We start from the raw sequence: 16,294 nt of genomic DNA, 5'->3' as shown, positions 1-16,294 counted from the left end.
AGATAAAGGAGGTAGATGGCAAGCCCACTATCATTGTTGATAAAGACGAAGTCGTTATGGTCTGCGATTTCCTGAAGAGACACGGCTATACCCTCCCCGCTTCCATCAGTGGAGTAGAGCTTCCCGATAGATTCGAGATAGTCTATCACCTCTTCTCAATCTCCAAGGCAACTTGGTGTGTTGTTGAGACATTCACTGAAAAAGATGAACCGATAGTTCCCTCCGTCTATGAGGTCTTCAAGGCTGCGGATTGGCAGGAAAGGGAGATTTTCGATATGTTCGGAATCATCTTTGAGGGTCATCCCGACCTTCGCAGAATCCTCTTAGAAGAGGGAGAGGACGACTTCTTCCCCCTCCGTAAGGACTTCCACGAGGATGGCCCTCCGAACTGAGGAAATAATAGTAAATGTAGGACCCCAGCACCCATCCACTCATGGGGTCCTGAGGATGCTCGTAACCCTCTCCGGCGAGACAATTGTTAAAGTCGACCCCATAATTGGCTATCTTCATCGCGGAATGGAGAAGATAGCGGAGAAGAGAACATATACCCAATATCTTCCCTTCACGGACAGATGGGATTACCTCTCCCCGATGTTCAATAATATGGTCTATTCCCTCGCCGTTGAGAAGCTTATGCAGATAGAGGTGCCTACGCGAGCTCAATATCTCCGGGTAATCGCTATGGAGCTAAACAGGATAGCTAGCCATCTCGTTTGGTTCGCCACTTTCACTTTGGACCTCAGCGCCGTCACGATGTCTGCTTATATGTACGGCTTTAGGGAAAGGGAGGAGATTCTGGATTTATTGGAAAGGCTCAGCGGCGGGAGGATGTTGTATTCCTATATTTGTCCTGGCGGCGTCAGGGGAGATGCTGATGACGAATTCCTTCGCAAGTTGGATAAATTTCTTGACACTTTCCCAAAGAAAGTGGATGAATATGAGACATTTATCACCCAGAACAAGGTATTCCAATTGAGGACGAAGGATGTAGGGATTCTTCCCCTGGAGACGGCGATTAACTATGGAGTGACTGGACCTTGTCTGAGGGCTTCGGGCTTAGCATTTGACATAAGGAAGGCTCAACCTTACTGCGTTTACGACCAGTTCGTTTTTGATGTTCCCGTAGGGGATAGGGGAGATTGTTTTGACCGATATTGGGTGAGGATACAAGAGATGAGGGAAGCGGTGAAGATTACCCGCCAAGCGATGGAAAGCCTTCCGAAGGGGGATATCCTGAAGAAGCTCCCTCCCCAATATAAGGTTCCCGAGGGAGAGACATTCGTTTGGATTGAATCGCCAAGAGGTGCTTTGGGGGTTTACCTCGTCAGCGATGGAGGGACGAAGCCGTATAGATTAAAGATTCGCGCTCCCTCCTTCAGCAACTTATCAGTGATAAACGAGATAGCGAAAGGGATGAAAGTTCAGGACCTGATAGCGATATTGGGAAGCCTTGACATCCTCCTCGGCGAGATAGACAGATAAGGGTTTAAGGACGAATTATAGAGGTTTGAAATCGTCTGCCCTTTTTAATTTTGAGAAAATATTGAGAGCTTTAGCCAAACTTGAATCTCTAAAAGTTCCAAATAGTAGATATGGGTAGGGGTAGAAGAAGCAAAAGAAGCTTTCGGTGTTCCAAGAAGCAAGGAAGGAAGATTCTCCTTTAGATTTTATAGTCAAGCGATAGGGAATTCTTCTGGGGGTTTCAAAGTCATAAAATCTTTCAAATTTTGCAAAAAGGGGAAGACTCGCTATAATTTTTAAATGGGTTGGGGAGTAGTGTAACGGCAGCACACGGGACTTTGGATCCCTTAGTGGAGGTTCGAGTCCTCCCTCCCCAGCCAGTTTTATTTAAAGCCTATCTCAATTGTTGGGTCGTCCATCTCCGAAAGAGCCAGCCTTTCTCTACCAAAGGGAGTTTGGCGAAACTTCGGACTTCCTCCTGAGTCTTTCAAATCTTTACCTACACAGTAAATTATCCCTTTTATAGGCTTTCAGGGCGAAAACGCAAGTGAGCGCTGATGCGCTGAAAGCTCTATTGCATTCCCGCTCAAAGGTAGCAAGAAAGCTTTCATAAGGTATAAAGAGATTTTCCACTAATATCTTCCCGAAAGAATTCTCTTTGAATAACGCTCTCGGTGAATCTTCTTCAAAAGGAGTGAAGTATTTTAAAATTCGGCTCTCCTTTTCTTGTGGAGGTGAGGTAAGCTTTGCCTCCTTATATAGCTTGCCTATACTCAAAATAGCCTCTTTATAAGAAGTGAAAAGTCCCCTATTCGTCCTATTCGGCTTGAGGAGAAAACGAAAATAGGGACAAAAATATGGAAGTATCAGAGCCACATTCTCAATTTCAGCCATGAACTCGCGCCACTTCTTTTTGCTCCAATTGTGCGGGTTGGGAAGTGTAAAATCGTTAAGGGTGTTTATAAGCGACATATAATCCATTTTTATGCTTCTCTTCAAGGAATCGCTTTCAACATTTGCATGATGGGTCAACAATCTATGAGCAAATATTGATAATTATGATGGGGCGAGATGGCTTTTCGGTAGTAAATCTCGCATGGCGCGATAGCTCATTTCGCATAGTGCATTCCCAACGAGATATCCCATTATTCCCGCTGTGCGGGGCTCTATATGAGCTTTTTCCCTATACCGGCGGTATCAAGCAACCAATGGAAAGCTTCTTCCTCATTGCCAGAATAGAAAGGGAAGTTGGCTTTCGCTATGCAGAATCTCGCAATCTCTCTCAACGAGGACAGCTCCGGGTTTAATGTGGAGAAATCAACATTTCTTCCCATTCTCTTTGGGACTGCTGCTCTTGAGGTGTTAATATTCTCCTCTTATTTCCAGGTGGGGGAGATGGTAGGTTGTAGATTTTCTCATAGCCTTCGGGAAGGAAACTTAGTGATTCTTGCCAAGGACTAAACATCTTGGTTGTTGGGAACATAAGGTCGTATATAGCGTTATCGCTTTTAGGTATTTCTACCTTACTCAAAATAAGCTCTCTATCGTCAATCGGGGGTATATCCCTTCCCCAGAAAATATTCAAAAGGGAGAAGATTAAAAGAAAGCTCATCAACACAAGACCCAGGAGAGCGGGAATCGCATAAAAGATTTCCCATTTTATAGTGAGGGCTTTCTCTGGGAGTTCCTTGCTTCGTTTCAAGCTTTCATAAAGTAGGGAGAGATAAATGATGAGGAATGGGGAAAGGAACAATTGGAGAATAGCGAATGTTGAGATAGCTAAATGGACTTATAGGTAGATTTTGTCTATTTTAAAGAAGAAGAGTAAGGGAATTCCTATCCCGATTGCGAGCATGGGGAGGGTGATGGCGGAGAGGTTGAGGAGAGTTCGCCAGAATCTTCCCCTAACAAGGTATTTGCTCAGGAGGAGGGAATCTACAATCTCATAGCCTTCAAGGAGAGGGTAAGGAGAAAGGATGAACCAGCTGAAGGCGAGGATGAAGGGGATGAAACCGAGTATGAAACTGCCAAGGAGAATACAAATGAGGATGAAGACGAGAAGGAGGAAGCGAGGGAGTTTCTTGAAAGATATTTGGAGTGATTGTTTGAAGGGGAGGTTGAGGGAAAGGGAGTGACGAAGTGAGAGGAAGGACAAGGGGAAGAGGAGGAGAGATGTTAGATAAAAAATGAAGGAGAGAATTGAGAAGAGAGGGGAGTATCTGAGAATAGTTTCGTCCAAGAGGTAGAGGGAGGTTGTGGAGAAGAGGAAGAATAGGATGGGCAAGGATAAAAGGTGTAGCGATTTCTTGAAATTACTGCGATATATTTACCAGCTTTCCCGATAGAGTTGGAAAACGCCGAATGGTTTTAACATATTCCCTATTTTACCTCCAATTATTTGACTATTTTGAAAGTTTTAAAGTTTCGCATAGAGAATATTATTTTGGTCCTTTGGAGCTCGCTGAGGTTTGGCGGGCATTTTAATAGGAAAAGAATTTTGACTAATTCAAGCTCTTCATTTAAAATGATAATATCTTGATGAGAGATAGTCGTTTGTTGTCTTTTTTTGATGAAAAATAGGAAAGAAGGTGAGGACGAATGGATAAAGTGGCGGTTATTTTGACCGCTGGAAAGAGCACCAGGATGAAGTCCGATATTCCCAAGGCGCTTCATCCCCTTTTAGGAAAACCCTTAATTTCACATATTATTGATAATTGTAAATCTGCGGGATTTGAAAGGATAATCCTCGTCGTTGGACATAAGGCGGATTTGATAAGAAAACAACTGGGAGATGAATTTGAGTATGTGGACCAAGGTGAGCCGAAAGGAACCGCTCATGCCTTGTTAGCGACGAAGGAAATCCTCAAAAATTTTAATGGGGTAATCCTCACGATATATGGGGATGTCTGCCTCGTTCCACCCGAGATAATCAAGGATATGTTGAACAAGCATTTAGAAACGAAAGCCAAATGCACTCTTCTTTCCGCTGACCTTCCCGGGACAATTTACGGGAAAATCATCAGGGATAAAGAGGGGAAAGTTAAAGAGATAATTGAGCCAAGGGGGTTGAAGCTTCCTCCAGAATTGGAGAGCATCTGCGAGATAAACGCCGGCGTCTATCTTTTTGAGGCTCCCCTGATATTTGAATATCTTGAAAAAATCAGCAACGATAATCCCCAAAAGGAATACTATCTAACCGATGTGGTGGGTCTTCTTTACAGCGATGGACACAATACCCAAGCAATAAAACTACCGGAAAGCTGGATGGCTAAGGGGATAAACGATAGAAAGGATTTAGTTGAGGTAGCGAGAATTATGAGAGAAAAGGTGATTGAGAGGTTATTGAGAGAAGGCGTGACGATTGAGGACCCTCAAAACACATACATAGAGGCTACAGCAGAGATAGAGAGGGATGTGACCATACATCCCTTCACATTCATCAAGGGAAAAACAAGAGTTGCTAAAGGATGTGAGATTGGACCATTTTCCCATATAGAGGATTGCGAGATAGGGGAGGGGACGAAGGTGGTCGCTTCATTTCTTCAGGAGGCAAAGGTCGGGAGGAATTGTTGCATAGGTCCATTTGCTCGCTTGAGACCGGGAACCGTTTTGGAAGACGAAGTTGCCATAGGGAATTTCGTTGAGGTGAAGAACAGTAGAATAGAAAAGGGAGTGAAGGCAATGCACCTTTCCTATTTGGGCGATGCATTCGTAGGAGAGGGAACCAATATAGGGGCGGGGACTATAACTTGTAATTTTGATGGAGAAAAGAAGAATCCTACCTATATAGGTAAGCACGTTTTTGTGGGTTCCGACTCAATCCTTATTGCTCCTGTGGAGATAGGTGATTATGCATATATAGCTGCGGGTTCCGTTATAAATAGAGATGTGCCTCCTTATGCCCTCGGGATAGGTAGGTCAAGGCAGGAAAACAAGGAAGATTGGGCTAAAAAAAGAATGGAGAAAAAGAGGAAGGAGCAGTTATAATTCTTTTATAGAAAGGAGGAATAAGAGATGAAGGACCTTCGTTTATTCACAGGAAACGCTAATCCTAAGCTGGCATACGATGTGGCACAGGAGTTGGGGATAGAGTTGGGGAGGGGCGAGGTTGGCAGATTCTCGGATGGGGAGATAAGGATAAAGATAGATGAATCGGTGCGTGGGATGGACGTTTTCATAATCCAGCCGACTTGCCATCCAGTAAATGAAAACCTAATGGAACTTTTGCTTCTTTTAGATGCTTTCAAGAGGGCGTCTGCGAGGCGGATAACGGCGGTTGTTCCTTATTACGGTTATGGTAGGCAGGAGAAGAAGGTGAGACCTCGTGAGCCGATAAGCGCTAAATTGGTTGCGGATTTGATAAGCGTTGCGGGAGCAGATAGAGTTCTCACAGTTGACCTCCACGCCGACCAAATTCAGGGCTTCTTCAATTGTCCAGTTGACCAATTAACCGCCGTTCCCATTCTCGCCGACTATTTCAACTCCTTGGGTCTTTCAAATGGGGAGGTAGTTGTGGTCTCTCCCGATGTGGGAGGAGTTGCAAGAGCGAGGCACTTCGCTGAGCTATTAGGAGCTCCCCTCGCTATAATCGCTAAAAGGCGTCCCGAGCCGAATAGAGCGGAGGCAATGGAGATAATCGGTGATGTTGAGGGAAAGACGGTGATAATGGTAGATGACATAGTTGATACAGGTGGGTCCTTACTTAAAGGCGCGGAGGCTCTGTTGGAAAGAGGCGCAAAGAAGATATTCGCCTGTTGCACCCATCCGGTCCTCTCCGGTGAGGCGGTCAAGAAGATAGAAGACGGACCGATAGAGGAGCTCGTGGTCACGGATACAATCCCTTTGGGCGAAAAGAACAGCCAAAAGATAAAGGTTCTATCCGTTGCTCCCTTGCTTGCGGAAGCAATAGCAAGGATTCACTATGAGAAATCGGTCAGCGTCCTCTTCCGAAGTGTGCCTCAGAGAAAGATTGAGTATTAAAATCGTTTTTGGTTTAGGCAACCCCGGGCGCTTGTATCAAAAGACACGCCATAATGTTGGCTTTATGGTGGTTTCTCGCTTGGCGAGAAAAATGGGGTTGAAATTTGAGAAGAAATACTGCTCAAGCAGGGTGGCTGAAGGGGAGGCAATCGTTCTTGCTAAACCGTATACTTATGTTAATTTGAGCGGGAAAGCGGCTAAGGCTCTTCTCCAAAGGTTTTCCTTATCGCCTCAGGATATGCTAGTCATCTGTGATGATGTCGCCTTGCCCTTGGGGAGGATAAGGATAAGGAGAAAAGGGTCTGATGGAGGGCATAATGGATTGCGCTCAATTATAAAGGAGCTGGGAACGGAAGATTTCCCACGCTTAAGGGTTGGGATAGGAAGGGAAGGGATAAAGGATTTAGTGGAATATGTGTTGGGGGAATTTGAGAAGGAGGAGATGAAGATTTTGGAGAAGGTTTTGGATGTAGCGGTGGATGCGGTTGAGTGTATTTTAAAGGAAGGGATAGAGGAAGCGATGAATAAATACAATTCCTTTAACCTTCTTGCGGAAACGAGTTAGCGGTCATTGATGGGGCGAAGAGCCATGTTATTGCGGCCAAAAGGCGCTGGTGATTAACTACACGGAGATTAATTTTAGATTTTATAGTCAAGCAATATAGAAAATCTCCTAATGAGTCTCAAATGTTATGGAATTATAAAGAAAATTTGACATGAAATAGTTTTAAATCTATAATTTAAAATGGTTTCCGGGGTAGCTCAACGGCAGAGCGGCTGGCTGTTAACCAGCGGGCTGCAGGTTCGAGTCCTGCCCCCGGAGCCATATGTAACTCAGCGGGAAAGGGAATATGGGCTTTTTAAAGTTTTATTGTTGCTACCCAACACTTTTTCAATGAAATAGCTCAAAGGCGTTCCCCCGTTTAGCCGGACCCTCTTCAATTTATAAATATCTTCAATACAGTTTATCTTTCCGAATATGGTCGTCACCCCTCCGAGATAGCCCGCTTTTTTCACCAATTAAATTACCTGTTCGTTAAACTTCCCCTGTGGATAAGAAATGAAATATATGGGATGCCCTAATCTTTCCTCCAATTTCCTTTTGCTTTCGTAAATCTCCTTCCAATGTTGTGAAGGAGATAAATGGGTGAGATTTAGGTGGCTCATTGTGTGGGAACCAATCTCCCATCCCTGGGATTCCGAAAACTTTATATCCCACCAGTTGAGATGCCCCGGTTTTCCTATCTCATTAACGATAACGAAAATCGTTGCCTTGAAACCGAAGTGGGAAAGTATCAGGTAGGCTTCCGTGAGGACATCTTTATAACCATCATCAAAAGTTATTATGAACTTTTTCTCCCATTTTCTCTCAAAAAGCTCGCTTAATGATATGGTTCTATATCCTGCTTTATATAGCGCTTCCATCTGTTTATAGAAATCGTCGGGAGTAACCGTGAGCAGTCTTTCCAATCTCTTGGCTCCCGCTGGTGGAACCCTTATATGATGATACATCAAAATGGGAACCTTTTCCTCCAGCTTAGAGGGGAGGAAAGGCTTGTTTACAAGTGCAAGTAAAAGATGGGGAATAAAGGAAAGAAGGAACATCTTGATATATATTATTCCTTTTCCTTGCCTTTCAGTCAATTTTTTACAAAAATAATTATATTCGCTATGAAAGAATGGTTTATTCATCTTAACCCAATTGCTCAAGCAACGCTTATGGCATCTCTTAACTGGTTCTTCACCGCTATGGGAGCGAGTGTGGTTTTCGGTTTCAAGAACCTTAGCAGAAAGGCGTTAGATGTTATGCTTGGTTTCGCTTCAGGCGTGATGCTTTCCGCTACATTCTGGTCCCTTCTCCTTCCCTCTACCGAAATAGCCAGACAAAATCATCTCCCCGTTTGGCTACCGGGCTCAATTGGCTTATTGTTGGGTTGGATTTTTATGAGAGGCTTAGACATCCTAATTCCTCATCCTCATATAGGGGCTCCGGATGGGACGGCAGAGGGGTTAAGCACGAACTGGCACAAGACCTTGCTGTTGGTCCTGGCGGTTACACTACACAATTTGCCGGAGGGAATAATCGTTGGGGTTAGCTTTTCCGCTTCTTCCTTAAATCCTCAAATCGCGCCCCTTTCCGCTTCCCTTGCTCTCTCGCTGGGAGTGGGCATACAAGATTTTCCCGAGGGATTAGCGGTTGCTGTTCCGCTAAGGCGGGAGGGTTTGAGTAGGTGGAAAAGTTTCTTCTATGGGCAGTTATCGGGAGTTGTTGAGCCTATAGGTGCTCTCTTTACCGCTTTCGGGACCACACTCGCTAAAGCTGCTCTCCCCTTTGCTATGGGGTTCTCCGCTGGAGCGATGCTAACGGTTATACTTGAGGACCTCGTTCCCGAATTTCACTCCGAGGCTAACGCCCATCTCGCTATGCTCGGCTTGATGATTGGTTTCATCTTGATGATTATGGATTTAGCAATTTAGGAAAGGAGGAATGAGATGTCCAGGGGAAGAAGGACGATTCCTAAAACAATGAGCACTCAACATCCCGACAATGCGAGGATGCCGGATTTCGCGGCCGGCGAGGTTTTCACGGGAGAGGAGGAAATCTTTGAGGCATATTTCGCATATAGCGAGCTTGACTGTAGAGAACAGATGTGGGATTGGGAGGGTAAAGAGGTAGACCCTTTGGTCATAGAGAAACTCCTTATGAGGTATCAGGACTTCTTTAAAGTTAATCCTATTGGTGAGAGATTTTTCCTCACGCCTCGTGTCCCCAATCCAAGCGTTGAGCCCGTTGATGGAGCAAGACTGCCCCAAATTCTCCATAATATAATCTACTCCTCCCTCATCGCGAAAATATTCTATGAAAGAGAAATCGTTCCCGTTTTTGAGATAATTCTCCCGATGACAACATCGGTGAAACAGTTAAATCGTCTTGAAGCTTATTATAGGAATTTCGTCTCTGGTCAGGCTCTTATGAGAGCTTTTCCAGAAGACGATATGCTCATCAAAGAATGGCTGGGGGATTTTAAGCCTGAGAGGATAGGCATCATACCCCTATTTGAGGATAAGGATTCCCTCCTCAATTGCGATAAGATAGTGGAGGCTTTTATGGAGGGAAAGAAATTGGAATATATGAGGGTGTTCCTCGGGCGCTCCGACCCTGCTCTGAACTACAGCAATCTCTCAAGCGTTTTATTCCTCAATGTCGCTCTTCAGAGATTGTATCGTTTGGAGAAAAGGTCAGAGGTGCCCATCTATCCAATTCTCGGCGTAGGTTCTGCTCCCTTTAGGGGCAACTTCAAACCCACCAATGTAGATAGTATGCTAAAAGGATATGCTTCCTGCCATACCTTTACCTTACAATCCTCCTTTAAATATGACTGGCCGAAGAACATGGTGAGAAAAGCCGTTAAGAAGATAAATTCAGCGAAAAGGGGGGAGCCTATGAAGGTGGATGAAAAGAGAAGCATAGAGTTGGGAGAAAAGTCCGCAAAAGCTTATCAGGAGCAGATTCCCGAGCTCGTCCCCTTGATAGAGGAGATATCGCCGTTCGTCCCCAGGAGGAGGTTGAGAAAGCTCCATTTCGGATTATTTGGCTATGCGCGGGGAATTGGAAACATAAAGCTCCCCAGGGCAATTGGCTTTTGTGCTAGCCTCTATTCCATCGGCTTGCCTCCTGAGATATTGGGGCTCCATTGTTTGGATAAGGATGATTTAGCGGTTATTAAGGATAACTATCCTTGGGAGAACTTCCATGAAGATATGATAGACGCTCTCGCTTTCTATAATCCACTTGTTTTAACTATCCTGCCCCTCAAAATTAAAGAGAATGTGGAAAAAGCGTTGAGGTTTTTTGATTTCCAAATAAACGAGGAGCATAGGGATATAACCACGAGGATAATATCCATCCTAAAAAATGGGAAGAGAAACGAGGAACTCTCTGAACTCATCGTTCAAGCTGCTCGCATCAGGCGATTTTTGGGGTAACAAGATTCTGTTTTTATCGCGGGAAAGTAGATTGACTGAAAATCTAATGTTGAAAAATTCCCCGATTTGCCTTTTCCTATCTTTTTGATAAAAATTATCAGAAAGAAATTTGAGGAGTTATATAAATGCAAATTGCGAAGCAGGAGAACATAATAATCAAGAATTTCTCTCCCGCTTGGCTTGCAATTCTTACTCGGAGTTTCTCCCTTTTTTAGGACTTTGGGTCTCTTCCTTTTCTATTTCAACATCGCTCGGGCTTTTATCTTGCTTATCCCTTGGGTTTTGAGGTGGGTGTTTTATCCAAATCAAGCCGTCGCTGACCTTAATCATCACATCACGACGCAATTCTATCCCACAATTGGCGTTGGTTTTATGCTGATTGGTATGGGTATGCTTGTATATTTACAAAATGTCATCGCGGGATTTGTTTTCTGGTTTGCCGGGACCTTGCTGACCATTTTCTTCGCCATTTTAATTCCTTTAATAGTTTTCGAGGGGAAACATGTACAGCTCGACCACATAAATCCCGCCTGGTTCATTCCACCTGTTGCCCTCATAGTCATTCCCGCGGGTGGCTCTTTGTTTCTATCGTATTTCAATGGATTGAGATGGGAATTGCTAATCGTGTTGAATTATTTTTCTTGGGGAGCGGGATTCTTCCTCTGGCTATCTCTTCTTGCTATTACCTTTTATCGCTTCATACTCCACCATTTAGGTGCTTATGTTTTGGCCTCAAATACCTTAGCGAAATTTTTCAATCTATACCTTGTTGATTATATCGGCTATGCGTTGTTTTGGTTATTGGTTATCTTCTGGAGCCTAACTTTTTTGAACTCCTTTAAAGGAATTTATACGCTCAAGCTATTTAAATGACCGATATTACGAGCTTTATTTAGAGGAATAAGCTAATGGAAGTCATTTTTTGTAAGCTTTTTCTATCTCCTGTTTTAAGGCGGATTCTATGTCCACTTTCGTGTAGCCACCTTTAGCGCCAGCTGGCTTTTTGGGCATCAATGGTCCGTGTAGCTCTATCGTTTGGTCTCCAATTTGAAATTTCTGTTTCCCATTGATCACCACGCCAAGGCATGTGGCGGCGCCAGCGGGTGGAGTGCCTGTGAATTTGATGTAAACTTTATCGGGATATTTTCTCGCCAGCTCTTCCGCTATTTGTATTAGCTCTCTATTGTGGCAGGCAAAAGGCGGTGCTACAACCTCCATAACGACTTTTGCCTGGGGATTCCCCAACGGCTTTGGCATCATCTCTGAAGGAATGCTTCCTTTCATCATCATTTCCATAGCTCTTTCTCTTTTTACTTCATAAAAGACTAAGTATCCCCAGCGCCACCATACTATCCCTGCAACAATCAATAGGCAAACCAAAATAAGCAACAATAACCGCAATCTCATGTTTCATCGCCTCCTTATTCAAAGTATAAAATAAATGAAAATTTTTATCAATAACAGTTCTTTCCTTAGCGTGGGGATTGCTTGACCTTTCGCCCTTTATAAGTCAAAATTTAAGGAAAATGGCTTGTGCTCATAAGACAAAAAAGAACAAAGAAAGCAGGGAGTGGATGATTGCGTTTCCCTTCCTTCTCTTCCTCTCCCTTTTCATTTTTCTGCTCTATCTTTTTGCTCGTAATGTGCTTTTCGTTTTCAACAATTTGCAAGGAATGGTATCAAATATAGCGACTGAATCATGGGGACAGGATATCCGAATAGGAAAGGTAAAGATAGAGCCCTTTAAAGGGAGAATCATCTTGAGCGATATATCAGTGAAGGGAACGATGCCAAATCTCCCTCCTCTCGCGAAGATGGATAAAATGACTATATCCATCAAGCCTTTTTCTTTATTTAAGGAAAAGGATTTGTCGCGCAGCATAAAGGATGTGAGAATAAACAACCTGGTTTTCGTTCTTTTTTGCGATGAAAAAGGGAGATGGAACATACGTCCCCCAAAACCGACAAAGCCAACGAAAGGAATTCCCCCTTCCTTTCCCATTTATATTCAAAATCTCCAGGGAAAATTGACCGACCTCTCCTTCAGTAAAAGGGAATGGATGTTGAAGGGGAAAGGAAATATATACCTTTTGAGGGGGGAAACTAAAGTAAAGTTTGAGGGAACGTTAAACAAAGCCCCATTTGTCGTCGTGGGAAGAAATTCCCCTCAGGGCTTTGAAGCAAGACTTTCCCTTAAATCCCTTGCCTTCTCCCTGCCCTATGGGAAAGGGGTTCTGAGCGCTAACCTTTTCTTTAATAGAAGCGGGAAAAATCTTCGCTGGGAGACACAAGCAAGCTTGAAAAACGCTTCCCTAAAGTACAAAAAATTGCCATTTAAGGTCTTTAATTGCTCCTTGAACTTCGTGGGGAATCAAGATGTCTGCGGGATAAGGGATTTGAAAGTGCAAACCGATAACGGGCTGAAATTTGGGATGGAAAAGGCGGTGTTTTCCCTTAAGAAACCCAATCTATTTGAAATCAAGGGAAATATAGAGGGAAGGGCTAAAGCTCTTTCAGATTTACTAAAAAGCGCTTTTAAAGTGAAGGGGCTTGCAAAGATGGGCGACTTTCCCCTAAAAGGGGAAATATACGCCTCCGGCAATTTATCAAATCCGTTAATTGAGGCAAATATCCGCTTTTCTCGCATAATGTTTAGGGGCTTGTCTATTAGCGAGAATAAATTAAGCCTTTTATATTTTAAAGATAAATTGGAGGTCGTGAAAGGAGAAAGCAAGGTAGGGGATGGGGAGGCAAGCTATAGAGGTCTCATTGACTTGAAGAGTTCCGACTATATGCTTGAGGGGAAAATAGAGAACTTTTCCATTACCAAATTGCCAGGAAATTTAAAAAGCGAGTTGATTAGAAAGCTAAAATTGGAGGATTTCCCCAAAGGCGAAATAAAAAGCCTGGCTTTATATGGAAAAGGTAACCTCAAAAAGAAACCGAGCATAGAGGGATATGCTGAGATATCAATGTTTAAGTATGTTAAAGTTTTTGAAGAAAATTTATACATCAATTTTTCATATAAAGAGGGAATTATTGATTTAAGAAGAGTCGCTGTAGAGGACGCTAAGGGGAGATTCGCTTTTAAGGGGCAGGTAGATGTTGATAAGGAGGAGATAAACGGCGAATTTGAAGGGATGGATATTAAAATAGGAGAAATTTCTCACCTATTAAAAGCAGGTGACTTTAAAGGGGTTGCGTATCTAAGGGGATATATAAAAGGTCCAGTGTCCGATCCCGCTTTTGGAGGTGCTGTTGAAGCATTCAATATTGGGATGAGGCAATATGAGGGCGATTATCTTCTCATTGAGTTTGAGGGAAACTGGGAAAAGCTCCGATTCCCTCGTTTGTTTTTCCTTAAAGGGTTAGGTGAAGGTAGGGCAGAGGGGGAAATAAATCTCAAGGAAAGGATTGTCAATTTAAAGGGGAGAGCGGAGAAAATCGCCCTAAGCCAATTGGTCAACGAAAGGGCATTTAAGGGGGGGGTGGGGGAGGTTGATTTCGTAATCAAAGGTCCACTAACTTCTCCCCAAATTGTCCTTGATTTCAAGGCAAGGGATTTCTTGGTTGAGAATACTTATGCAAAATATGCCCAAGGCGAAATTAGCTGGAGTGAAGGCGAAGCTACCATAAAGAATGGCAAACTCGTTATGAAAGAAGGGGAGATAGATTTGGAGGGAAGATTAGTGGGTAGGGAAATTCTCTTATCTCTTGAGGGCAAACATTTGTCCTTCTCGGATTTGCCTCTTAGCAATGAGATTAAGGGGTTTTTCAACTTTCAAGGGAAATTGGCGGGAACTTTAATGAATCCTTATTTTGAGGGAGAAGTGAAGGCAGAGCCTGTATATGAAAATAATGAAGTTGGAAAGTTAGAGACATCTTTATTTGTTAGCAAGGAAAGGTTAGAGGTAAGGGATTTGACTTATGAGGTTGAAGGAGGAAAGGTATCCGCTTCTCTCCTTTATCTATTCAGAAACAAAACGCTGAGCGGATATATAGAGGGGAAAAACATTCCTGTCTCCTTGGCTGAAAGGCTGACAAGAGTTGAGAGAATCCCTTCCTTCCAAGGAAGGCTATCAACAAATGTGAGGATAAGTGGGACTGTTGATAAACCAAACATAACCGGAGTCTTTCGTTGTGAGGATATAGGGAATCGTTATTTCTCCCTATCAACCCTTGAGGGAGATTATTCCTTTGAGAAGAATCTTTTAATAGTAGAGAACTTGAGAGGGGTAGAAAAGGAGATGAGCGTGAATGGCAAGGGAAGGGTGGATTTGGAGAGGATGGATTTCTCGTTGGAAATTGAGACAAGCAAGATGCCTCTCTCTACCCTTTCTTTTCTCCTTCCTTCAATCACCCCAACTGGGGAGGCAAATTTAAAGATAGAAGGAGAGGGGAGTCTCCAAGCTCCCTTATTTAGAGCAAGTTTCAGCTCTCCAAAGATAGAGTTAAACGGTGAGCTGTTAAATAATTTATTCTTGGAAGCGGAGCTTGGGCAAGGAAGCCTCGGAATAAAAGGCTTTTCCTTTTTTGTGGACGGAAAAGAGGTGAAGGGGGAGGCGCAGATACCTTGGGATATGAAGGAAGGAATCAGGCGTGATTCGCCTTTAAAGGCATCACTCCGTTGGGAGAAGCAGAAGATTTCCTTTTTGAGAAGAATCTTACCCTATTTTAAGGAAATTGATGGAGAAACAACCGGGGAAATTCATCTTGAGGGTACATTTAATAACCCAAAAGCTTTGGGATTTGTGAATTTAGAAGACGGATATATGAAACCAAAAGGGTTTGAAGAAGGTCTAAAAAATGTGAATGCACGTATGAACCTACAAGGAAATAAAGCTGTTTTTGAAAGAGCCAGCTTCCAACTTGGAAGAGGGGAGGGAGAGGTTAAAGGCGGTATCTCAATAGGCAAAGGAGGTTTCCAGTTAGAGGCATCGGCGGATTTAAGAAATTTGACATTCAAGGAGAACAATATCTCGGGATATGGGGAAAGATTTGAGGGAAGCTTAAACGGAGTTGTTAGCGTAATAGGAAGCATAAGGAGTCCGCTTATCTTGGGGCAACTCGTTCTAACGAATTCAAAAATTGATGTCTCTTCTTATACCACTCCAAAAGGGCAAGCGGGAGGAGGAAGACAGATATTCAATCCTTCCTTCTTGATGGATGTATCTGTTGGGAGCAACTGTTGGTTTATCTTCTCCGGTTCTCGTGTTCTCGCGGAGGGAAGGTTGGAGCTCGCGGGAACATTGAAAACTCCAATTGTGCAAGGACATTTCTCCTCCCGAAGCGGGTTGGTTGCTCTATCAAACTATGTGTTTAGATTGAAAGAAGGAGCGGCTGATTTATTCTATGGGTTTGATACCCTAAGGTTGAATGTTCTTGCTCGTGCGGAGACAATGGTCAGTGGATATAAAATAACCGCAAACATATCCGGTCCCTATGAGGATTTAAAGATTAGTTTCACTAGCTCCCCTCCATTGCCTCAAAGAGCCATACTTGCGATGTTCGTGCCTACCGAATTCGCAAGTGACCCGGAGAAATTCATAAAAAAGGAGTTAACCAGTGCCTTTGCCATAGGGATTGAGAGCAAGTTGCTTGCTCCTTTTGAATTCAGCTTAGCTGAAGCTATGGGCTTAGAGGAACTCTCTTTTGAATATAGCTTTGAAGGAGTTCCAGTTTTAAGGCTGAGGCAGGAGATTTTCCCCGACACCTACATCTCCTATTCGCGCTGGCTTGCGACTCCTAAGGGACGCTATATTTTAAGCTTTGAAAGAAGGTTGAAGGGAGATGTATTTCTAACCTTCACCACCGATGAGTTAAAAAGGAAAATTTGGGGCGTGGAAGGGAGCTTGAGATTCTAACT

At 43.5% G+C, this 16,294-nt stretch carries 14 protein-coding genes and 2 tRNA genes; 11 read left to right on the top strand and 5 right to left on the bottom strand.

Going from position 1 to position 16,294, the window contains the following annotated elements; translation table 11 throughout:
- Positions 1 to 56 precede the first annotated feature (56 nt).
- From H5T88_03720 to H5T88_03710, 3 genes are all read left to right on the top strand, one after another.
- Positions 57 to 392, top strand: a complete 336-nt coding sequence (locus H5T88_03720) for an NADH-quinone oxidoreductase subunit C (protein MBC7329447.1) — start codon at positions 57 to 59, stop codon at positions 390 to 392.
- Positions 376 to 1,482 carry an NADH-quinone oxidoreductase subunit D gene (locus tag H5T88_03715; GenBank protein MBC7329446.1) on the top strand — a complete coding sequence of 369 codons (1,107 nt, stop codon included), beginning with the start codon at positions 376 to 378 and terminating at the stop codon, positions 1,480 to 1,482. Before H5T88_03720 ends, H5T88_03715 begins: the two co-directional genes overlap by 17 nt.
- A gap of 285 nt (positions 1,483 to 1,767) precedes the next feature.
- Positions 1,768 to 1,841: transfer RNA gene (locus tag H5T88_03710), tRNA-Gln, on the top strand.
- 115 nt (positions 1,842 to 1,956) lie between these two features.
- On the opposite strand, the gene H5T88_03705 is transcribed toward H5T88_03710, so the two are convergent.
- The 3 genes from H5T88_03705 to H5T88_03695 form a co-directional block, all read right to left on the bottom strand.
- Positions 1,957 to 2,442 (bottom strand): hypothetical protein, encoded by a 486-nt coding sequence (locus H5T88_03705; protein MBC7329445.1) that lies wholly within the window; start codon positions 2,440 to 2,442, stop codon positions 1,957 to 1,959.
- 322 nt (positions 2,443 to 2,764) lie between these two features.
- On the bottom strand, positions 2,765 to 3,214 hold the full coding sequence (locus H5T88_03700; GenBank protein MBC7329444.1) for a hypothetical protein: 450 nt from the start codon (positions 3,212 to 3,214) through the stop codon (positions 2,765 to 2,767).
- Positions 3,215 to 3,250: 36 nt separating this feature from the next.
- A complete protein-coding gene (locus H5T88_03695) occupies positions 3,251 to 3,745 on the bottom strand; it encodes a hypothetical protein (protein ID MBC7329443.1) in 495 nt (164 codons plus the stop codon).
- A gap of 314 nt (positions 3,746 to 4,059) precedes the next feature.
- Here H5T88_03695 and glmU point away from each other — a divergent pair, with 314 nt between their 5' ends.
- The 4 genes from glmU (at position 4,060) to H5T88_03675 (ending at position 7,267) form a co-directional block, all read left to right on the top strand.
- Positions 4,060 to 5,448, top strand: coding sequence for a bifunctional UDP-N-acetylglucosamine diphosphorylase/glucosamine-1-phosphate N-acetyltransferase GlmU (gene glmU / locus H5T88_03690; protein ID MBC7329442.1), 1,389 nt, complete (start codon positions 4,060 to 4,062; stop codon positions 5,446 to 5,448).
- A 27-nt stretch (positions 5,449 to 5,475) separates the two neighbouring features.
- Positions 5,476 to 6,441, top strand: coding sequence for a ribose-phosphate pyrophosphokinase (locus tag H5T88_03685; GenBank protein MBC7329441.1), 966 nt, complete (start codon positions 5,476 to 5,478; stop codon positions 6,439 to 6,441).
- The gene (locus tag H5T88_03680; protein MBC7329440.1) at positions 6,437 to 7,006 is read left to right on the top strand and encodes an aminoacyl-tRNA hydrolase; all 570 of its coding nucleotides are present in this window, start codon (positions 6,437 to 6,439) and stop codon (positions 7,004 to 7,006) included. Before H5T88_03685 ends, H5T88_03680 begins: the two co-directional genes overlap by 5 nt.
- Positions 7,007 to 7,192: 186 nt before the next feature.
- Positions 7,193 to 7,267, top strand: a tRNA-Asn gene (locus H5T88_03675).
- A 194-nt stretch (positions 7,268 to 7,461) separates the two neighbouring features.
- Here H5T88_03675 and H5T88_03670 read toward each other — a convergent pair.
- Entirely contained in the window at positions 7,462 to 8,085 is a 624-nt protein-coding gene (locus H5T88_03670) for a polysaccharide deacetylase family protein (GenBank protein MBC7329439.1), read from the bottom strand.
- Between the two features lie 27 nt (positions 8,086 to 8,112).
- On the opposite strand from H5T88_03670, the gene H5T88_03665 reads away from it, so the two are divergent.
- From H5T88_03665 to H5T88_03655, 3 genes are all read left to right on the top strand, one after another.
- Positions 8,113 to 8,919: a ZIP family metal transporter gene (locus H5T88_03665; GenBank protein MBC7329438.1), complete on the top strand. Its 807-nt coding sequence runs from the start codon at positions 8,113 to 8,115 to the stop codon at positions 8,917 to 8,919.
- Between the two features lie 15 nt (positions 8,920 to 8,934).
- Positions 8,935 to 10,428, top strand: coding sequence for a phosphoenolpyruvate carboxylase (gene ppcA, locus H5T88_03660; protein ID MBC7329437.1), 1,494 nt, complete (start codon positions 8,935 to 8,937; stop codon positions 10,426 to 10,428).
- A gap of 219 nt (positions 10,429 to 10,647) precedes the next feature.
- A complete protein-coding gene (locus H5T88_03655; GenBank protein MBC7329436.1) occupies positions 10,648 to 11,301 on the top strand; it encodes a hypothetical protein in 654 nt (217 codons plus the stop codon).
- Between the two features lie 42 nt (positions 11,302 to 11,343).
- Here the strand turns inward: H5T88_03655 and H5T88_03650 are convergent, their stop codons facing one another.
- Entirely contained in the window at positions 11,344 to 11,835 is a 492-nt protein-coding gene (locus H5T88_03650) for a hypothetical protein (protein ID MBC7329435.1), read from the bottom strand.
- Between the two features lie 119 nt (positions 11,836 to 11,954).
- Here H5T88_03650 and H5T88_03645 point away from each other — a divergent pair, with 119 nt between their 5' ends.
- Positions 11,955 to 16,292 carry a translocation/assembly module TamB domain-containing protein gene (locus H5T88_03645; GenBank protein MBC7329434.1) on the top strand — a complete coding sequence of 1,446 codons (4,338 nt, stop codon included), beginning with the start codon at positions 11,955 to 11,957 and terminating at the stop codon, positions 16,290 to 16,292.
- Positions 16,293 to 16,294: the final 2 nt, after the last annotated feature.

The sequence above is a fragment of the bacterium genome, assembly GCA_014360495.1.
Taxonomy (GTDB): domain Bacteria; phylum Armatimonadota; class JACIXR01; order JACIXR01; family JACIXR01; genus JACIXR01.
The sequence above is the reverse complement of the archived record's forward strand: the minus strand, read 5'-3'. Positions and strand labels throughout refer to the sequence as shown.